16 protein-coding genes, 3 tRNA genes and 1 pseudogene are annotated in these 15,706 nt (G+C 73.3%); 12 read left to right on the forward strand and 8 right to left on the reverse strand.

The features are described 5' to 3' along the window. Positions 1 to 5 precede the first annotated feature (5 nt). The 4 genes from ACFV6X_RS12920 to ACFV6X_RS12935 are packed head-to-tail and all read left to right on the forward strand — an operon-like array spanning position 6 to position 2,608. Entirely contained in the window at positions 6 to 911 is a 906-nt protein-coding gene (locus ACFV6X_RS12920; protein ID WP_385381842.1) for a hypothetical protein, read from the forward strand. Next, entirely contained in the window at positions 908 to 1,147 is a 240-nt protein-coding gene (locus ACFV6X_RS12925) for a Trm112 family protein (protein WP_385381772.1), read from the forward strand. Before ACFV6X_RS12920 ends, ACFV6X_RS12925 begins: the two co-directional genes overlap by 4 nt. A gap of 59 nt (positions 1,148 to 1,206) precedes the next feature. After that, a complete protein-coding gene (locus tag ACFV6X_RS12930) occupies positions 1,207 to 2,031 on the forward strand; it encodes an FkbM family methyltransferase (protein WP_385381775.1) in 825 nt (274 codons plus the stop codon). Then, a complete protein-coding gene (locus ACFV6X_RS12935) occupies positions 1,994 to 2,608 on the forward strand; it encodes a hypothetical protein (RefSeq protein ID WP_385381778.1) in 615 nt (204 codons plus the stop codon). The genes ACFV6X_RS12930 and ACFV6X_RS12935 overlap by 38 nt, the downstream gene beginning before the upstream one ends. Before the next feature lie 54 nt (positions 2,609 to 2,662). Here ACFV6X_RS12935 and ACFV6X_RS12940 read toward each other — a convergent pair whose 3' ends face one another. Next, positions 2,663 to 3,535, reverse strand: a complete 873-nt coding sequence (locus tag ACFV6X_RS12940; RefSeq protein WP_385381781.1) for a RimK family alpha-L-glutamate ligase — start codon at positions 3,533 to 3,535, stop codon at positions 2,663 to 2,665. Positions 3,536 to 3,696: 161 nt separating this feature from the next. Between ACFV6X_RS12940 and ACFV6X_RS12945 the strand changes: the two genes are divergently transcribed. The 5 genes and pseudogenes from ACFV6X_RS12945 to ACFV6X_RS12965 all read left to right on the forward strand — a co-directional run. After that, a complete protein-coding gene (locus tag ACFV6X_RS12945; RefSeq protein ID WP_385381849.1) occupies positions 3,697 to 3,840 on the forward strand; it encodes a hypothetical protein in 144 nt (47 codons plus the stop codon). Positions 3,841 to 4,083: 243 nt separating this feature from the next. After that, a complete protein-coding gene (locus ACFV6X_RS12950) occupies positions 4,084 to 5,532 on the forward strand; it encodes an acyl-CoA synthetase (protein WP_385381784.1) in 1,449 nt (482 codons plus the stop codon). Next, positions 5,525 to 6,880, forward strand: a complete 1,356-nt coding sequence (locus ACFV6X_RS12955) for a carboxyl transferase domain-containing protein (RefSeq protein ID WP_385381787.1) — start codon at positions 5,525 to 5,527, stop codon at positions 6,878 to 6,880. Before ACFV6X_RS12950 ends, ACFV6X_RS12955 begins: the two co-directional genes overlap by 8 nt. Positions 6,881 to 7,107: 227 nt before the next feature. After that, entirely contained in the window at positions 7,108 to 8,145 is a 1,038-nt protein-coding gene (locus tag ACFV6X_RS12960; protein ID WP_365455835.1) for a rod shape-determining protein, read from the forward strand. Between the two features lie 27 nt (positions 8,146 to 8,172). Next, positions 8,173 to 9,264: pseudogene (locus ACFV6X_RS12965) on the forward strand (GAF domain-containing protein); the annotation flags it as partial. Between the two features lie 8 nt (positions 9,265 to 9,272). Here ACFV6X_RS12965 and ACFV6X_RS12970 read toward each other — a convergent pair. Together ACFV6X_RS12970 and ACFV6X_RS12975 are read right to left on the reverse strand one after the other, a co-directional pair. Further along, on the reverse strand, positions 9,273 to 10,289 hold the full coding sequence (locus ACFV6X_RS12970; RefSeq protein ID WP_385381791.1) for an anti-sigma factor RsbA family regulatory protein: 1,017 nt from the start codon (positions 10,287 to 10,289) through the stop codon (positions 9,273 to 9,275). Then, positions 10,286 to 10,633: an STAS domain-containing protein gene (locus tag ACFV6X_RS12975; RefSeq protein ID WP_385381844.1), complete on the reverse strand. Its 348-nt coding sequence runs from the start codon at positions 10,631 to 10,633 to the stop codon at positions 10,286 to 10,288. The genes ACFV6X_RS12970 and ACFV6X_RS12975 overlap by 4 nt, the downstream gene beginning before the upstream one ends. 244 nt (positions 10,634 to 10,877) lie before the next feature. Here ACFV6X_RS12975 and ACFV6X_RS12980 point away from each other — a divergent pair, with 244 nt between their 5' ends. Further along, positions 10,878 to 11,570, forward strand: a complete 693-nt coding sequence (locus ACFV6X_RS12980) for an ANTAR domain-containing response regulator (RefSeq protein ID WP_385381794.1) — start codon at positions 10,878 to 10,880, stop codon at positions 11,568 to 11,570. A 22-nt stretch (positions 11,571 to 11,592) separates the two neighbouring features. Here ACFV6X_RS12980 and ACFV6X_RS12985 read toward each other — a convergent pair whose 3' ends face one another. After that, on the reverse strand, positions 11,593 to 13,161 hold the full coding sequence (locus tag ACFV6X_RS12985) for an adenosine deaminase (protein ID WP_385381847.1): 1,569 nt from the start codon (positions 13,159 to 13,161) through the stop codon (positions 11,593 to 11,595). A gap of 258 nt (positions 13,162 to 13,419) precedes the next feature. Next, entirely contained in the window at positions 13,420 to 13,965 is a 546-nt protein-coding gene (locus ACFV6X_RS12990) for an SHOCT domain-containing protein (RefSeq protein WP_385381797.1), read from the reverse strand. Between the two features lie 128 nt (positions 13,966 to 14,093). Here ACFV6X_RS12990 and ACFV6X_RS12995 point away from each other — a divergent pair, with 128 nt between their 5' ends. Continuing rightward, complete coding sequence (locus ACFV6X_RS12995) at positions 14,094 to 14,216, forward strand: hypothetical protein (RefSeq protein WP_385381799.1); 123 nt, start codon at positions 14,094 to 14,096, stop codon at positions 14,214 to 14,216. A 592-nt stretch (positions 14,217 to 14,808) separates the two neighbouring features. On the opposite strand, the gene ACFV6X_RS13000 is transcribed toward ACFV6X_RS12995, so the two are convergent. The 3 genes from ACFV6X_RS13000 to ACFV6X_RS13010 form a co-directional block, all read right to left on the reverse strand. Continuing rightward, positions 14,809 to 14,882: transfer RNA gene (locus ACFV6X_RS13000), tRNA-Ile, on the reverse strand. A gap of 167 nt (positions 14,883 to 15,049) precedes the next feature. Continuing rightward, a tRNA-Asn gene (locus ACFV6X_RS13005) sits at positions 15,050 to 15,122 on the reverse strand. 5 nt (positions 15,123 to 15,127) lie between these two features. Next, a tRNA-Asn gene (locus ACFV6X_RS13010) sits at positions 15,128 to 15,200 on the reverse strand. Positions 15,201 to 15,357: 157 nt separating this feature from the next. Here ACFV6X_RS13010 and ACFV6X_RS13015 point away from each other — a divergent pair. Continuing rightward, a complete protein-coding gene (locus tag ACFV6X_RS13015; protein ID WP_365453849.1) occupies positions 15,358 to 15,663 on the forward strand; it encodes a YtxH domain-containing protein in 306 nt (101 codons plus the stop codon). Positions 15,664 to 15,706 lie beyond the last annotated feature (43 nt).

The following is a 15,706-nucleotide window of genomic DNA, read 5'->3' on the forward strand; positions in this document are numbered from 1 at the left end:
GGGGAGTGGCCGCGGCCCTGCTGGCGAACGTCCTGTACAGCGGCGGGTTCGTCCTGGAGAAACGGGCCCTGGCCGCGTTGCCCGAGGTCACCGTCCGCCGCCCGGGCCGCCTGCTGCGCCTGGTGCTCGGCAGCCCGCTGTGGATCGGCGGCTCGCTCGCCCTCGGGGCCGGCTTCGCCGCCCAGCTCGTCGTCTACCGCACCCTGCCGATCGCCGCCGCGCAGGGCATCTTCGTCTCCGGCCTGGTCCTGCTCGTCCTGCTGTCCGCCCGGCTGCTGGGCGAGGAGACCACCGGGCGCGAGCGGTACGCGCTCGCCGCGATCCTCGCCGCGCTGCTGATGGTCGTCCTCTCCCTGGAAGAGAGTTCGGACACCGTCGGCCGAACGGCGCCCTACCCGCTCGTCTGGCTGCTGTGCGTGCCGTCGCTGGCGTGCGGGGTCTGGCTGTACCGCGCCGCCGAGCGCCGCACCCTGCGCCGGCACCGGATGCCGACGACGGGCGTCGAGTACGGGGTGGCGGTGGGCCTGCTCTACGGGGTCAGCTCACTCGCCATCAAGGGCGTCTCCGGCTACTGGACGGGAAGTGACCTCGGCGGCGCGCTGCTCGGCGTACTGCGCTCGCCGTATCCGTATCTGCTGGTGTTCACCGGCGCGTTCGGCCTGGTCATGTCGCAGGCGGCGCTGCAACGCTGCCGGGCCTCGCTGATCGTGCCGGTGTGCACGACGGTGACCTGCCTGTACACGGCGGTGCTCGGCACGCTGTCGTTCGGCGAGGCGCTGCCGGACGACCCGCTGCGACTCGGCCTGCGCCTCGCGGGCACGGCTCTGGCGGTCACCGTGCTGCTGATCATGCCCAAGCATGACAAGGCTCCCCAAGCACCCACGCCAGTCAAGGAGTTGACCCCGCCATGAGCTCCTCCACCGGCCCCGACGAACAGTTGCTGAAGATCCTCGCGTGCCCGCTCGACAAGGGCCCGCTGCACCTGCTGCCGCCGGACGGGTCCGTGTCCTCGGCCCAGGCCCTCTACAACCCGCGCCTGCGCCGCCGCTACCCGATCGTCGACGGCATCCCCCAACTGCTGCCTTCGTCCGGCGAACAGGTCTCCGACCACGAGCACGAGCAGTTCCTCAAGCGCCTGGCCCTCTGACGGAAGGCCTCGGGACCACTCGGCGCCCCAGGCCCCCACGACCGGAAACGGATGGCCCCATGACCACGCTCGCCGCCCGCCTCGCGCCCTTCCTGCCGGCCCGCCTCGTCGCGGCGACCGCCCGCGCGGTCTACCCCCGCTTCGAACCCGAGCTTGCCAGGATCACCGACCTGTGCCCGCCCGGCTGCGGCACGGCGGTGGACGTCGGCGGCTGGTACGGCCCCTGGACCCGCCGCCTGTCCGGCCACGCCCGCCGGGTCGTGACCGTCGAACCGGTCCCGCACCTGGCCCGCCTGCTGACGGCGACCGCCCCGCCCAACGTCCGGGTGATCCAGGCCGCCGCCTCGGACCGCCCCGGCACGGCCCGCCTGTGGCTGCCGGCCGACGACACCGGGAACCGGGGCGTGTCGTCCCTCGTACGGCGGGACATCCACGCCCACGCCGTGGACGTCCGCTGCGTCGCACTGGACGATCTGAACCTGCGGGACGTCGGCTTCGTCAAGATCGACGTGGACGGCAGCGAACTGGCGGTCCTGCGCGGCGGGACGGCCCTGCTGACCCGCGACCGCCCGGCCCTGTTCGTCGAACTGGAGTCCCGCATCCAGCCGATCTCGCCCGTCCTGACGTATTTGGGGTTGCTCGGATATGACGGCTGGGTGCTCCCCGGGGACCACTGGATCCCCCTCGCCGACTTCCCCCTGGAGGCGCACCAGGCAGCCACTTCGCACGTCGCCTCGCACGGGCTGGTGCGGCGCGTGCTCCCATTACACGACCGGATCAGATACGTCAACTCCGTACTGTTCCTTCCGGACGGACGGCGCCCTGGAAGGCCCCGAATGGGCGACGATGGTCCGCATGCCGTCCTCCGCAGAGAACCCCACTAGCTCCTTCACCCCCGTCGAATTCCAAGTGGTCCTGCTGCGCCGCATGGCCGACCACAACGCCGACCTGGTCGAGGACGCCCGCCGAGAACTGGGCGTCTCCGTCAACCGTATGCAGGACGCGAACCGGCGCTGGCAGATGCTGCTCCGCTCACCGCGCGTCCGTGCCGCCCGGAGCAGGCACCGGGCGATCCTCGGCGCACCGGAGTGGACGACCAACCGCCGCATCGGTGACCTGGACTGCGAGGCCTGGCAGTGGCCGGTCCCTCTCTGGCCCGACCTGCGCTTCGAGGTGCTGCTCGCCCCGGGCGGCGCGGTCTGGAACGAATGGCTGGTCCGCGCCCCCGACGCCAAGCCCGCCGAGCTGCACACGGTGGAGGACCTCTACCCGTGGTCCTGCACGGTCGATGACGCGGCCCGGGCCTTCGCCCCCGCTCGCCCCCTGGAGGGCACGGCCCCCACGCGGTGGGGCCTCGCGTTCGGCGCCCAGGACACCGACGGCCGGCGCCACGAGGTGACGGCGGAGTTCACGTGGGGCCTGCTCCAGCGCACGATGATCGGCGGCCGAAGGATCCTGTGAACCCCCGGACCGGGCGTGCCGGCCGTTCCTCCGGCACGCCCCCAGGTCACCCCGTCACCGCCCGGCCGCCGCCAGCACGGCCTCGACGACCCTCGGCACGGAAGCGGCGTGCAGCGACAGGAACAGATTCGGCTCGACCAGCTCCAGCTCCATCACCCGCGGCTCCCCGCCCTCCCCGTCGACCAGGTCGACGCGGGCGTACAGCAGCTCGGGAGCACCGGGCACGGCACCCAACGCCCGCTGGGCGACGGCCAGTTCCTCCCGCGTCGGCTCCCAGACCCGCAGCCCCGGATGGGCGACCTTCCGCTCGTCGTACGCCGTTCCCCGCGCCAGCACGGCACCCTTCCCGCTGGCGTGCAGCAGGCGGCCTCCGAAGAACTGCAACGCCCGCTCCCCGCTCACGTCGATGCCCGCGACGTACGGCTGCACCATCGCGGTGAAGCCCTCGGCATGCATGCGATCGAGATGCCGTACGGCACTCTCGTGCTGGTCGGGCGTGTACCGGGCGGCGAACCGCGCTCCCGCCCCCGAGGTCGGCTTGACGACGAACTCACGGTCGCGCGGCAGCTCGGCCGCCTCACCCGGCGCGACATACCGGGTCGGCACCACCGGCACCCCGGCCGCCGCCAGCTCCCCGAGGTAGCGCTTGTCGGTGTTCCACCGCACCACGTCCGCCGGGTTGGCCAGCCGCGTGACCTTCCCGCAGGCCGTCACCCACTCCAGGAACTCCCCGGCCCGCCAGCTGTAGTCCCAGGTCGACCGGATCAGCACGAGATCGAACCCGCCCCAGTCGACGCCGTCCCGGTCCCACTCCACGGCGACCGCCTCGGCCCCCGCCTCCTCCAACGCCGCCACCAGCACCGGCAGATCCGGGTCAGCACTGACCTCGGGACCCGGACGGCAGGTGGCCAGGGCTATCCGCACCACGACGTCTTCCCTCCTCGTACGGACGTGGCCGGCACACACGTTCCCGCAGCCGGTCGCCCGCAGGCTAACAACCCGGACGGTCAGCGGTCCTCGGCCGGGTCCCAGGACAGCAGGCGGACCGACTCGGTGCGGCTCTCCGCGATCTGGTCGGCGATGGGCGCATGAACTCCGTGAGGATGCCGCTGTGCACGGCCGCCGCCTCACGGGCCTCCAGCACGTCGGGCGGGCGCCTGCGGCGTTCGACGAACGGGGCGCTGGTCCTGGCCGCGGCACCGGACGCCGTGAACGTTTCTTCCGGCAGCTGATGGTGTACGGAGGAATCGTGGTGGCGGCGGTCCCGCGGTGGTGTGGCTGGTGATGGTCGTGCCCGGCTTCGGGTAGCTCTCCCAGGCCACCTGGCCATGGCACCCTGCCATCGGCGGCCACCGGCGACGGCCGGGACCACGACCGACGACCTGCACCAACCACGACCGCCGACCTGCACCAGACCCGCCCGACCCCCGGTACCTGACCCGCCCGACCCCGACGACGACCAAGGAGTACGCCGCGTGTCCCCACTCTTCCCGGCCCTCGCCCAAGGACCGGCCGAGCAGCCCGCCCTGACCTTCGGCGACCGCTCCCTGACGTACGCGCGACTGGCCGCCGCGTCCGGTGCCGTCGCCGAACGGATCGGCACCGCCGGCCGCGTGGCGGTCTGGGCGACCCCGGATCTGGAGACCGCCGTCGCCACCGTCGGCGCCCTGGCCGCCCAGGTGGCCGCGGTGCCGCTGAACCCGAAGTCCGGCGAGAAGGAACTCGGGCACATCCTGGCCGACAGCGCCCCGGACGCCGTACTCACCGCGCCCGGCGCCGAACTCCCCGCCGCGCTCGCGCGCCTGCCCCGCGTCGACGTCGACGTGCGGGCAGCCGGCACCCTCCCGGAGGACCGCGCCGACGACGCCGCGCCCGCCCTGATCGTCTACACCTCCGGCACCACCGGCCCGCCCAAGGGCGCCGTGATCCCGCGCCGCGCGATCGCCTCCACCCTCGACGCGCTCGCCGACGCCTGGCAGTGGACCGGCGACGACGTGCTGGTGCACGGCCTGCCGCTGTTCCATGTGCACGGACTGGTCCTCGGGATCCTCGGCCCGCTCCGGCGCGGCGGATCCGTCCGCCACCTCGGCCGGTTCAGCCCCGAGGGCGTCGCCCGGGAGCTGGGGTCCGGCGCAACCATGCTCTTCGGCGTCCCGACGATGTACCACCGCATCGCCGAGGCACTTCCCGCCGACCCCGAGCTGGTCAAGGCGCTGGCCGGGGCGCGCCTGCTGGTCTCGGGCTCGGCCGCCCTGCCCGTGCACGACCACGAGCGGATCGCGTCCGCCACCGGCCGCCGGGTCGTCGAGCGGTACGGCATGACCGAGACGCTGATGAACACGGCCGTCCGCGCGGACGGCGAGGCCCGCGCGGGCACCGTCGGCGTCCCGCTGGCCGGCGTGGAGCTGCGATTGGTGGAGGACGACGGGACACCCCTCGCGGCGTACGACGGCGAGAGCGTGGGCGAGATCCAGGTGCGCGGCCCGAACGTGTTCACCGAGTACCTCAACCGCCCCGACGCCACCACCGCCGCCTTCACCGCCGACGGCTGGTTCCGCACCGGCGACATGGCGGTGCGCGACCCCGACGGCTACGTCCGCATCGTCGGCCGCAAGGCGACCGACCTGATCAAGAGCGGCGGCTACAAGATCGGCGCCGGTGAGATCGAGAACGCGCTCCTGGAGCATCCCGGGGTGCGGGAGGCCGCCGTCACCGGGGAGCCCGACCCCGACCTCGGCGAGCGGATCGTCGCCTGGATCGTCCCGGCGGACCCCAAGTCCCCGCCCGGCGTCGACGAACTGGCCGATCATGTCGCCCGCCGGCTCGCCCCGCACAAGCGGCCACGGGTCGTCCACCACCTCGACGCGCTCCCCCGCAACGACATGGGGAAGATCATGAAGCGGTCCCTGGGCAGCCATGCCTGAGCGTCCCTCCGCCCGCGCGGCCCTCGCCCTCGTCACCGACGACTTCACCGAACTCCGCTACCCCGCCGGGCGGTCCAGGGCCGACGGTCCCCTGACCTGGCAGGGTTACGACGCCTCCCGTGCCCGCGCCGCCGAGCGCACCGGCGAGGAGGAGTCCGTCGTCTGCGGCACCGCCCACGTCGAGGGCACCCCGGCCGTGCTGATCGCCTTCGAGTTCGGCTTCCTCGGCGGCTCGCTCGGCGAACGCACCGGCGACCGGCTGGAGGCGGCGTACACCCACGCCCGCGCCCACCGGCTGCCGGTCGTCGCGCTGATCGCCACCGGCGGCAGCCGCATGCAGGAGGGCATGGTCGCGCTCACCCAGCTCCAGCGCGTGGCGCGGCAGTCGGCGCTCACCCGCGAGGCCGGGCTGCCGCAGCTCGCCGTGGTGCGGGACCCCACCACCGGCGGCGGCTGGGCCACGCTGGGCGCGGGCGCCGACGTGATCCTCGCGCTGCCCGGCGCCCAGGTCGGCTTCGCGGGATCCCGGGTCCGTCCGGCCGACGCGGACCCTGCGGCGTACACGGCGGAGGCCCAGGTGGCGGCGGGCGCCGCCGACGCGGTCGTGGCCCCGCAGGAACTGCGGCCGGTGCTCGGGCGTTGGCTCCAGCTGCTGACCGCCCCGTCCAGCGCACCGGCACCACCGCCCCGCCCCCTGGGCGCGACCGGCCTGCCCGCCTCCGGCTGGGAGGCGGTCCTGCGCGCCCGCGCACCGCGGCGCCCGCGCGCGCGGAGCTACCTGGACGCCTACTTCACCGAGCGGGTCGCGATCAGCGGCGACCGGTGCGGCGGCACCGACGAGGGGATGCTGTGCGGCTTCGGCGTCCATGAGGGCCGCACTGTCGCGTACGCCGCCCAGACCGGGACGGCGACCCGCCCCGCCGGTTACCGCACCGCGGCCCGGCTGATCCGGCTCGCGGACCGGCTCGGCATCCCGGTGCTGACCCTGGTGGACACCCCGGGCGCCGCGAACGACGCGGAGGCGGAACGGCAGGGCGCGGGGGCGGCGATCGCCGACGTGTTCGGCGCGGTGGCCTCGGCCCGTACGCCGGTCACGACCCTGGTGATCGGCGAGGGCGGCTCCGGCGGCGCGCTCGCCCTGGCCGCCCCGGGCAGCACCTGGGCCACGCCCGACAGCTACTTCTCCGTCATAGCTCCCGAACTGGCCGCCGCGATCCTCAAACGGCCACCGGAGGAGGTGGAGTCGACGGCCGGTCAACTCCGCGTACGGCCACAGGACTTGGCAGATCTGGGCGTGGCCCGAACAAGCGAGCAGTTGTTCCCTGGAGCAGGTGATCGCCACCCGTGAGAGCGACTGGGGCAGGTGCGCCGGGCGATACTCACGGTGCTCCCCGTCCCAGGGGGGTGGCGCCGTCCGCGTCAAGCTTGCCGGGCGCGGCGCTCCGAACGACCACCCGTACAGCCGCACCCCGCCCGGCCCCCTCCAGAAGGCGCCCCCTGTCCGACCCCCCGCACGATGCAGAAGAGGGCCCGCCGACCGGCGGCACCTCGGCTCGTACGCTCGGGAGGACCGCCATGACCGCCAGTCTGGAGCAGCTGCGGCGCTGCCACTTCGCCGTCGACCTGGGGGCGGCGCGGACGCGGGTGTACGTCAGGGGCGCCGGGCTCGTCGTGGACCAGCCGTCGGCGGCCGCCGTCAACACGCGTAGCGGAGCGCTGATCGCGGTCGGTGAGCTCGCCGAGCAGATGACGGGACGTACACCGGACTACATCCGGGTCGTGCGGCCGGTGTCCGGCGGCACGGTGGTCGACATCGAGATGGCCCAGCGGATGCTGCGCCATCTGCTCGGCGACAAGATGCGCCGGCACCTGCGCCGCAAGCCCCGGCTGCGGGCCGCCGCCTGCACCCCGCACGACGCCGATCCGCTCGCCCAGCGCGCGACCATCGAGACGCTGGTGGGCCTCGGGGCCCGGCGCGTCGAGCTGGTCGACACGCTCATCGCCGCCGCCGTCGGCTGCGGGCTGCCGGTCGAGCAGCCCGAGGCGACCATGGTGCTGGTGTGCGGGGCGGCGGCCACACAGGTCGCGGTGCTCTCCCTCGGCTCCATCGTCACCGCCGTGCGGATCCCGGTCGGCGGTGAGGCGGTGGACCACGCGATCGTGCAGCACCTGCGGCACGAGCACGAACTCGTGCTGCCCAGCCAGTCGGTCCGTCCCCTGCAGATCGCCCTCTCCGGCAACGGCCTCACCCCGCAGGGACCGGCCTCCACGGAGATCCACGGACGCGACGTCGCCACCGGCCTCGCCCGCAGTGTGCGGATCGACACCGCCGCCGTGCGGGACGCCATCCAGACGCCGCTGACCGCCGTGCTGGACGGTATCGGCAAGGTGCTGCGGGACTGCCCGCCGGACCTGGTGGCCGACCTCGCCGACCGGGGGATCATGATGGTCGGCGGCAGCGCCCTGCTCCCCGGCTTCGACCAGATGCTGCGGCAGGCCACCGGCATGCCGGTGCACATCGCCGAGCGGCCGGACGTGTGCGCCGTCCAGGGCCTCGGCACCATGCTGGAGGGCCGGATCGAACCGCTGGAGCTGGACCCGCTGGGCAACTGAGCCGCCCCACGAGCCACCGGGGCGGACATGCCCGACGTCCCCCGCCTTCCCGCGCTCCTCCTCGGAGCCGTCCTCGGTGTCGGCGCCGACCTGGGCCTGCGGGCCACCCTCCAGCGCATCGTCGACGGCGCGGCCGAACTGACCGGCGCCCGCCACGCCGCCCTCCGCCCGCGCGACCCCGGCCACGACGGCCTGGACGAGATCCGCGGGACGGGTTCGCCCACCCCGCCGCCGGGCGCCCCCACTCTCGACGTACCGATCCACGTCGACGACGAGGAGTTCGGCCGCCTCCAGCTCGCCGGCAAGCACGGCGGCGGGCCGTTCACCGCCGAGGACGAGCAACTGCTGCACGTCCTCGCCACCCAGGCCGGCATCGCCCTCGGCAACACCCGGCTGTACGAGGCGGCCCGGCAGCGGGAGCGCTGGATCGAGGGCGCGGCCGCCGTCACCACCGCGCTGCTCGGCGGCGAGAGCGCCGACGACGCCCTGACGACGGTCGCGGAACGGGCCCGCCTCCTCGCCGGCGCCGCCGCGGGCATCATCCTGCTGCCCACCGAGGCGGGCGGCATGGAGATCGTCGCCGCCGCCCACGAGGACCCCGCCGACCTCGTCGGCACGACCATCGCGCCCGGCAGCCCCGTCCTTGAGCAACTGCTCGGCGGGGAACCTGTCTTCGTCGACGACTCGGCGACCGACCCGCGCATGACCACGCCGGTACGGCACCGGTTCGGCCCCAGCATGCTGCTGCCGTTGCAGTCGGGCGGCCGGCTGATCGGCACCCTCGCCCTGCCCCGCCTGCGCGGCGACCGCCCGTACACACCCCTGGAACGGCTGCTGGCCGGCCAGTTCGCCTCACAGGCCGCGCTCGCCCTGGTCCTCGCCGACGCCCGGCACAGCCGCGCCCGCCTCGCGGTCTACGAGGACCGCGACCGGATCGCCCGTGACCTGCACGACCTGGTGGTGCAACGGCTGTTCGCCACCGCGCTGATGCTGGAGAGCGCGCAGCGCCGCGCCGAGGCGGGTGCCGTCCACGAGAAGCTCGGCCGGGCCGTGGACGAGCTCCACGCGACCATCGAGGAGATCCGCGCCACGATCCTCACCCTCCAGCAGCCCCCGGCGTAGGCGCTTCAGAGGGAGAACCAGCAGCGCACCGTCGTCCCGGCCTCGCCGGTGTGCACCCGGACGAGATCGGCGACCATGTTCACCAGCAGCAGCCCCCGGCCCCCGCGCTGGTCACGGGAGGCCGGGCGGCGGCCCGCCAGCGGATCCGTCAGCCGTCCCTCGTCGCGCACCTCGCACACCACGTGCCCGTCCTCGGCCCACAGCCGCAGCACGCCCGAGCCGCCGCCGTGCACCACGCTGTTGGTGGTCAGCTCGGCGGTGACCAGCGCCAGGTCCTCCAGCCGGGTACCGGCGAGCCCGAACCGCGCCGCCTCCCCGGTGGCCGTGTGCCGGGCCACCGGAAGCGTGTCCGCGGCGAAGGCGAAGGCCGTCGCGTCCGGCACGACGGGCAAGGGCTGGTTGCAGCGGCCGACGACACCCTCCCAGTCGTACGCCGGGCTGCTCCGCTCCCGGCCCGAGGAGATGACCGTGGGGTGGGTGGCGTAGGCGTCGGCGAGCACCTCGTCGTCCAGGGCGCCGGCGTCGTACGGGCACAGGACGGTCATCCGGCGGCCCGTGAACGCCGCGTTGATCAGTGCCTCGTGCTGGGCGCAGGCCGGGTACTCGGTGGGCGTGCGGCCCGCCCAGACCGGCTCGCCGACGATCCGCACCCGGCGGCCGGCCGGCTGGGCGTCGGCGAACGCGCGGAGGACGCCGGGGATGATCCGGCCGGGGTTGCGCCCGGCCTCGCACATGTCGAGCAGCCGCACCGCGTCCGCCAGGTCGCCCAGCCCGTCCCGGACCAGGGCCAGGTTCCAGCCGGGCACGGCCACCGCCACCGGCTCCCCGGCGGCGAGCCCCTCACGGACGAAGGGAAGGACACCGTCGAGGTACTCCCGCTCGCCCGTGTAGAACAGGGCGGGGTGGACGAAGGGTTCGGGCCGGGCCGAAGGGCCGGGGGAGTCGTGGGGCTCCAGGGCGTCGCGGGGCCCCACGGTGTCGTGGGACCCGACGGAGTCGGAGGACTCGGCCGGTGCACTCATGACGTCGTCACCTCGATCGCCGACAGACCGGGCCAGAACAGTTCCAGTGTCCGGCACAGGGCGGGCGGCGGCCGGTGCAACACGATCCGCCGGCCGACGGGCAGCCGACGCGCTGCGTCCACGAGCACGTCGGCGCCCGCGACGTCCACGAACGTCACGGCGGACAGCTCCAGATGGCACACGTCGCGGCCGTCCCGCACCACCTCGTCCAGTGCGCGTTCCCAGATCCGACGCGTGGTCAGCCCCACTTCCCCCACCGCGCGCACGCCGAACCGCTCGGCCAGCGGTGCGACGGTCAGCCGCGCCGCCGTGCCGCCGGAGCCGTTCGGAACGCGGTAACGGATGGTCACTGCCGACTCCCCATACTCCTGGACATCGTCGCTCGTACCCCGACGCGTTCCGGTCAATCCACGAACCTGGGCGGTCGGGGGGTGTAGGGCGCCACACCCCGGGAAGGCGCACGTTCAGCATCGGGGCGGCGGGGGGCTCCACACAACATCGGGAAACGTGAAGAGCCGTGGGCAGAAGTGACGTCGTACCAGGACGTCGACGGCCGTCCACGGCTTCGGGGACCACGAAGGCGGTGACATGACCCCAGTGGCACCACCCTCTCTCGCGGAGCGGTCGCATCCACTCACCATCGACGGCAGCGCGGACGGCAGCGGCCGGGCCGTGCTCCGCGCGCGGGGTGAGCTGGTCCAGGGGTGCGATGCCGTCCTGGCCGAGGCGCTGGCCGAACTGCCCGCCCGCGTCGGCCGGGTGGAGCTGGACATGGCCGGCGTGATCTTCATGGACACGGCGGGACGGCAGTTCCTGGACACCCTGCGCGACTACGGACGACAACACCTGATCCCGGTCTCCGCCACCAACTGGCACGGCCAGCCGCGCCGCATCCTGGAGCTGATCGGCTTGGACACCTCCGACCCCCTGCGCCCCGTGGAACCGAACCCACCGGTCCTGCCCTCGCCCGCCCCGCTGCCCTCCCCCGTGTCCCTGGAGCGCGCGGAACAGCTCCACGAACTGCGCGAGGAGATCGAGCACCTGCGCCGGGCCATCGCCTCCCGCCCGGTGATCGACCAGGCCCGCGGCATCCTCATGGCCACCCATTCCTGCACCTCCGACGAGGCCTGGCACATCCTCCGGGAGGCCTCCCAGCTGTCCAACACCAAGCTCCACACGGTCGCCGCGGCCATCACCTGCGGCGCGGAGAGCGACGGCCCGCCTCCGCCCGGCGAGGTACGCGAGGCGCTGCGCCGGGCGCTGGCGCGACGGGGGCGATGAGACGGGAGCGACGGGACGGCTCCTACGAGCCCGTCCCCGGCGTGCCGCCGCTGCCGAACGCCCGCTCGAACCGCTGGAAGGCGGCCTCCTGCCGCCACTGGAGGCCGGCTCTGAGGCTGGTGTCCAGCAGCCGACGGCAGTCAGGCCCGGGGGCGAAGTCCCCGGGCCGTTCCCCCCGGCAGGCGGCCACGGGCCGGTACCCGTCCCGCGCCGGACTGTCCCGCCACAGGCTGCCGCCCGGCAGGAAGGCGTACTCCAGGGAGGCCCGGGCCAGGTCCTTCAGCTCCGGGTACGACAGCCCGTAGGTCTCGGCCGCGTACCGGTACTCGGCGCCGATGTCGGTGCGGCTGACGCCGGGGTCGTCGGTGGAGAGCACGACGGGTACGCCGTGGCGGCGGTAGACGCCGAACGGATGGTCGTCGCCGCGCACCCCGAGGATCTGGGCGTTGCTGGTGAAGGGCACCTCGACGGCGATCTCGCGGGCGGCCATGGTGCGGACGGTGCGCCGCCAGTCGTGCTCGTGGAGCAGGTCGACCCCGTGGCCGACGCGCTCGGCACCGGCCACGTCGACGGCCTCCCGGACGTGGAACGTCAGGTCCTCGGGCTTGACCGGACCCGGCGCCAGCTCGCCGGCGTGCAGGGTGAGGTGCGCGCGGGGATGGACGCCGCGCAGCTGGTTCAGCATGCGCATGTGGAGGCGGTAGTCGCGCAGGGCGACCTCCCCGTCCTCGGGCTGGACGAGGTTGACCGCGACGAAGCGGGGGTCCCGTTCGGCCAGGCGCATGCCGAGGGCGATCTGGGTGAACACCCGCTCCGGTGAACTTTCGCGCAGCGCGTGGGAGATGAAGCGAACGGGCAGCGCGCAGGCGGGCCGCGGACGACCGGTGCCGCAGCGGGCGGCCGCACGGAACTCGGCGTCGGCGCCGTCCGCCTCCTCGCGGGCCTCGGCCACCAGCCTGTCCAGCCTGCCCCCGGCCGTCAGCCTGCCGTACAGCCGCGCGAGGTCGCTGTCCCAGCCGACCTCGTCGGCCAGCCGCCCGGCGGCCGCGGCGGCCGGGGTGACCATGGTCTCCAGGTAGAACTGGTTCTGCGCCACCACGTCGTCCGCGACCTCGGCGAGCAGCTTGCCGCGATGCGGCTCGCTGACCGCCCCGAACTTGCCGAAGGTGGCGAAGAAGTGGTCGTGGCCGTTCCCGCCGGGCGGGAAGTCGTGCATGGACCAGGCGCGGAGGATCGCCTCGTGGAAGGCACGGTCGGTGCGGGCGTCGGCGGCGGGCCGGGTCCCGGGGCCGCAGGGCGGGGCGACGGCGGTCGTCGTCGCGGTCTCGACGCACAGCCCGTCCTCGGCGGCCAGCTCGATCAGATACTCCGTGGAGGCCGCGCCGGAGAGGTGGTTGTGCAGGTCCGCCCCCTTGGGCAGCCGGCGGAAGAATTCGGCCAGGCGCCGGGGATCGTCCCGGACGGCGTCGAGATACGCGTCCGTACCCCGCTCCGGCGCGGTCACCGGCCGTGGCGGGGACGCCGCTTGGGCGGGCACGGGCATCAGCAGGGTGGACGACGTCAGCAGTGCCAAGGCCCATGGGCGAAGCATCGGAGCGGTCACGCCCGCATCATCGTCAGGCGAACGCCCCGACATGCGTGGCCCGAGGGAAGCGAGGGGAACGACCACCCTCGTGGGTGACGCGGCGGTGGGGCCGGTGCGGTCCGGCCCCGTGGACGGGTCCGCGGTGTCCTCACGGCCCCGGAGCCATGCCGGTCGTCCACGACGGTACGCACGCATCCAGTGAGGCAGTGAGAGCACCTTCAGTCCCCCCGCGCACCGGCCGGATCTTCGCCCGGGAGTCACGGCCTACAGGCTGTCCAGAATCTTCCCCCGCCTGTCCCGGTACTCCTCATCCGTGATCGCGCCCGCTGCTCGCAGCTCATCAAGGGTGCGAAGCCGCGCAGCAATGTCCTGCGACCCGGCGGCCGGCACCGGTGCTGCAGCAGGCGGCGCGGCCGGCGCCCCGGCCGCAGCGATCCGCATCCGCAGCTGATGGGCCAGCGCCGTCCCCTGGTCCTTCGGCACCTGCTTGATGTCGGCCCGGTTGCCCGACGAGAACACGCTGAGCGTCCCCATGAGCATCCCGCCCGCCCACTGAACAGAGCTGATCCGGTTATAGGGGAAGTCCTCGACGCGCTGTCCCATGAGCCCGTGGAAGTAGAAGACGAGACGCAAGTTGGTCATCGCCAGCAGGCCGTTGCCCTTGCCGTACAGGCCGGTTGCGAGCATCTCGACCGTCTCGCCCTCCCACAGCACTTCGGGGAGCTTCTCGATCTCCCGCTTCGCACCGAAGGTGCTGGACAGTCTCTCCGCTGCGGCATCGATGTCCGGCCGCACGTTGAACGTCACCATGACGCTCCCCCCTTGGTGAATAGGTCCCCGGATCGTATCGAGCATCCCGCCCCCGAGAACCCCCTCCCATCCACGGCGTACAGGGTTGCCGCGTGTGCCGCCGCAAGCCTGGCCGCCGGAGGTGGCACATGCTGATCGGACCGCGGTACGCGGGACTGGTCGCGGCGTGGAAGCGCGCGCAGCAGCCGGACTCCCGTAGCCCGCAGGAACAGCGTCCGGTGCGGGGCTTCGCGCTCCCGCGCAAGCCCTGACCGACAGCACCCCCGCGGCCCCGCCCGGCGTCACCCAGGCGTCGACCGGGGTCACTCATGCCCGAGGACATCGGCCCCCACCGGCGATCAGCGACCTCGCCGAGGCGGACATCGACGAGTGGTGATTTACGGGCACACGAAGCCCGCTCCCCCACGGCAGACGATGGCCGGCGCCTACTGCCGGGCGGACGGAGACTGACCAACCTCCGTACCGCAGCGCCCATGCCGTTACGGCTACGAAGGTCTTCACATGTCCCTCATATGGGAGATCACGCTCTACGCTGCGAGCGGCTCGGCCGCTGCGGACTACCTCATGCTGAAGGCGAGCGACGCCTGCGACTCAGCTGCGAAGGCGGCAGAGGCACTGGCGGCCGCGGCAAGAGGATCCGCGACGCGTTCCGCGGACAGGGCTGACCCCTTCGCCCCGGCCGTCGCACCCAGCGGGGGCCGGGGCCGCTTATGTCTTGATCGCCGCCCCTTGGGGCCAGCTGCGGGCCGGCTGACGGTCCCCAGAGACGACGAAACCCCCTCCGCCCCGAGGGGGTACTGGCGGCACCGCAGGTGAAAACGTTCCTGCACTGTCGCCGCGGGGTGGGGCGGGTGGGACTCGAACCCACGGCCGACGGATTATGAGTCCGCTGCTCTAACCGGCTGAGCTACCGCCCCATAGCGGCGTGTCGCGCACATTTGTACGCGCCGTCTGCCGCAGCATAGCCGCTCATACGATCTCCTGCTCCGGATGGTCGGCTTCACGTGACCTTGAGGACTCCCGCGTGGCCCGGGCGGTTCCACCGGACATGAAAAAGGACCCCGGCGGGGTCCTCTTCAGACTGCTCCCCCGACTGGACTCGAACCAGTAACCTGCCGGTTAACAGCCGGCTGCTCTGCCAATTGAGCTACGGAGGACCGAGCTCCCCCGACTGGACTCGAACCAGTAACCTGCCGGTTAACAGCCGGCTGCTCTGCCAATTGAGCTACGGAGGAATGCCTCGTTGCATCGAACGTACTCACCTGGGTATCCGCCAGGGGGCGCGCGCTCGCTGCGACACATACATTAGCGCAAGCAGGGGGGTGCTTCGCCAATCGGTACTCCCGGCTTCAGGCCGCGCCAGAAGACCTACGCAAGGGAAGGGTGGCCGCCATGCGTTACCGGCTCACGTTCGTCGTCGGACTCGCTCTGGGTTACGTGCTGGGCACACGAGCCGGACGCGAGCGCTACGAACAGCTGAAGAAGACCGCGCGTCAGGTCGCGCAGAACCCCGCCGTCCGCAACACCGCCGAGACGGCCGCGCTGCAGGGCCGCCAGTTCGCGGGCAAGGCGTTCCACACGGTGAGCGAGAGGGTCGGCGACCGCATGCCCGACTCGGTCGCCCACCGCGTCCGCTCCCTGCGCGAGCGCAACATCAACGGCTCGGCGGAGGACGACTGGGGCACGAGCAACACCTGAGAAAAGGGGTGCGGGGGGTCGCGCGAGGAGCCGTACACCGCCC

The sequence above is a fragment of the Streptomyces sp. NPDC059861 genome (assembly GCF_042731435.1).
Classification (GTDB): Bacteria; Actinomycetota; Actinomycetes; order Streptomycetales; family Streptomycetaceae; genus Streptomyces.

Excerpts from the sequence above, each read along its gene's own strand:
- ACFV6X_RS12925 (WP_385381772.1), top strand. The coding sequence starts at position 908 with ATGAGCTCCTCCACCGGCCCCGACGAACAGTTGCTGAAGATCCTCGCG.
- ACFV6X_RS12930 (WP_385381775.1), top strand. The coding sequence starts at position 1,207 with ATGACCACGCTCGCCGCCCGCCTCGCGCCCTTCCTGCCGGCCCGCCTC.
- ACFV6X_RS12935 (WP_385381778.1), top strand. The coding sequence starts at position 1,994 with ATGGTCCGCATGCCGTCCTCCGCAGAGAACCCCACTAGCTCCTTCACC.
- ACFV6X_RS12945 (WP_385381849.1), top strand. The coding sequence starts at position 3,697 with ATGAACTCCGTGAGGATGCCGCTGTGCACGGCCGCCGCCTCACGGGCC.
- ACFV6X_RS12955 (WP_385381787.1), top strand. The coding sequence starts at position 5,525 with ATGCCTGAGCGTCCCTCCGCCCGCGCGGCCCTCGCCCTCGTCACCGAC.
- ACFV6X_RS12960 (WP_365455835.1), top strand. The coding sequence starts at position 7,108 with ATGACCGCCAGTCTGGAGCAGCTGCGGCGCTGCCACTTCGCCGTCGAC.
- ACFV6X_RS12970 (WP_385381791.1), bottom strand. The coding sequence starts at position 10,289 with ATGAGTGCACCGGCCGAGTCCTCCGACTCCGTCGGGTCCCACGACACC.
- ACFV6X_RS12980 (WP_385381794.1), top strand. The coding sequence starts at position 10,878 with ATGACCCCAGTGGCACCACCCTCTCTCGCGGAGCGGTCGCATCCACTC.
- ACFV6X_RS12985 (WP_385381847.1), bottom strand. The coding sequence starts at position 13,161 with ATGCTTCGCCCATGGGCCTTGGCACTGCTGACGTCGTCCACCCTGCTG.
- ACFV6X_RS12990 (WP_385381797.1), bottom strand. The coding sequence starts at position 13,965 with ATGGTGACGTTCAACGTGCGGCCGGACATCGATGCCGCAGCGGAGAGA.
- ACFV6X_RS12995 (WP_385381799.1), top strand. The coding sequence starts at position 14,094 with ATGCTGATCGGACCGCGGTACGCGGGACTGGTCGCGGCGTGGAAGCGC.
- ACFV6X_RS13015 (WP_365453849.1), top strand. The coding sequence starts at position 15,358 with ATGCGTTACCGGCTCACGTTCGTCGTCGGACTCGCTCTGGGTTACGTG.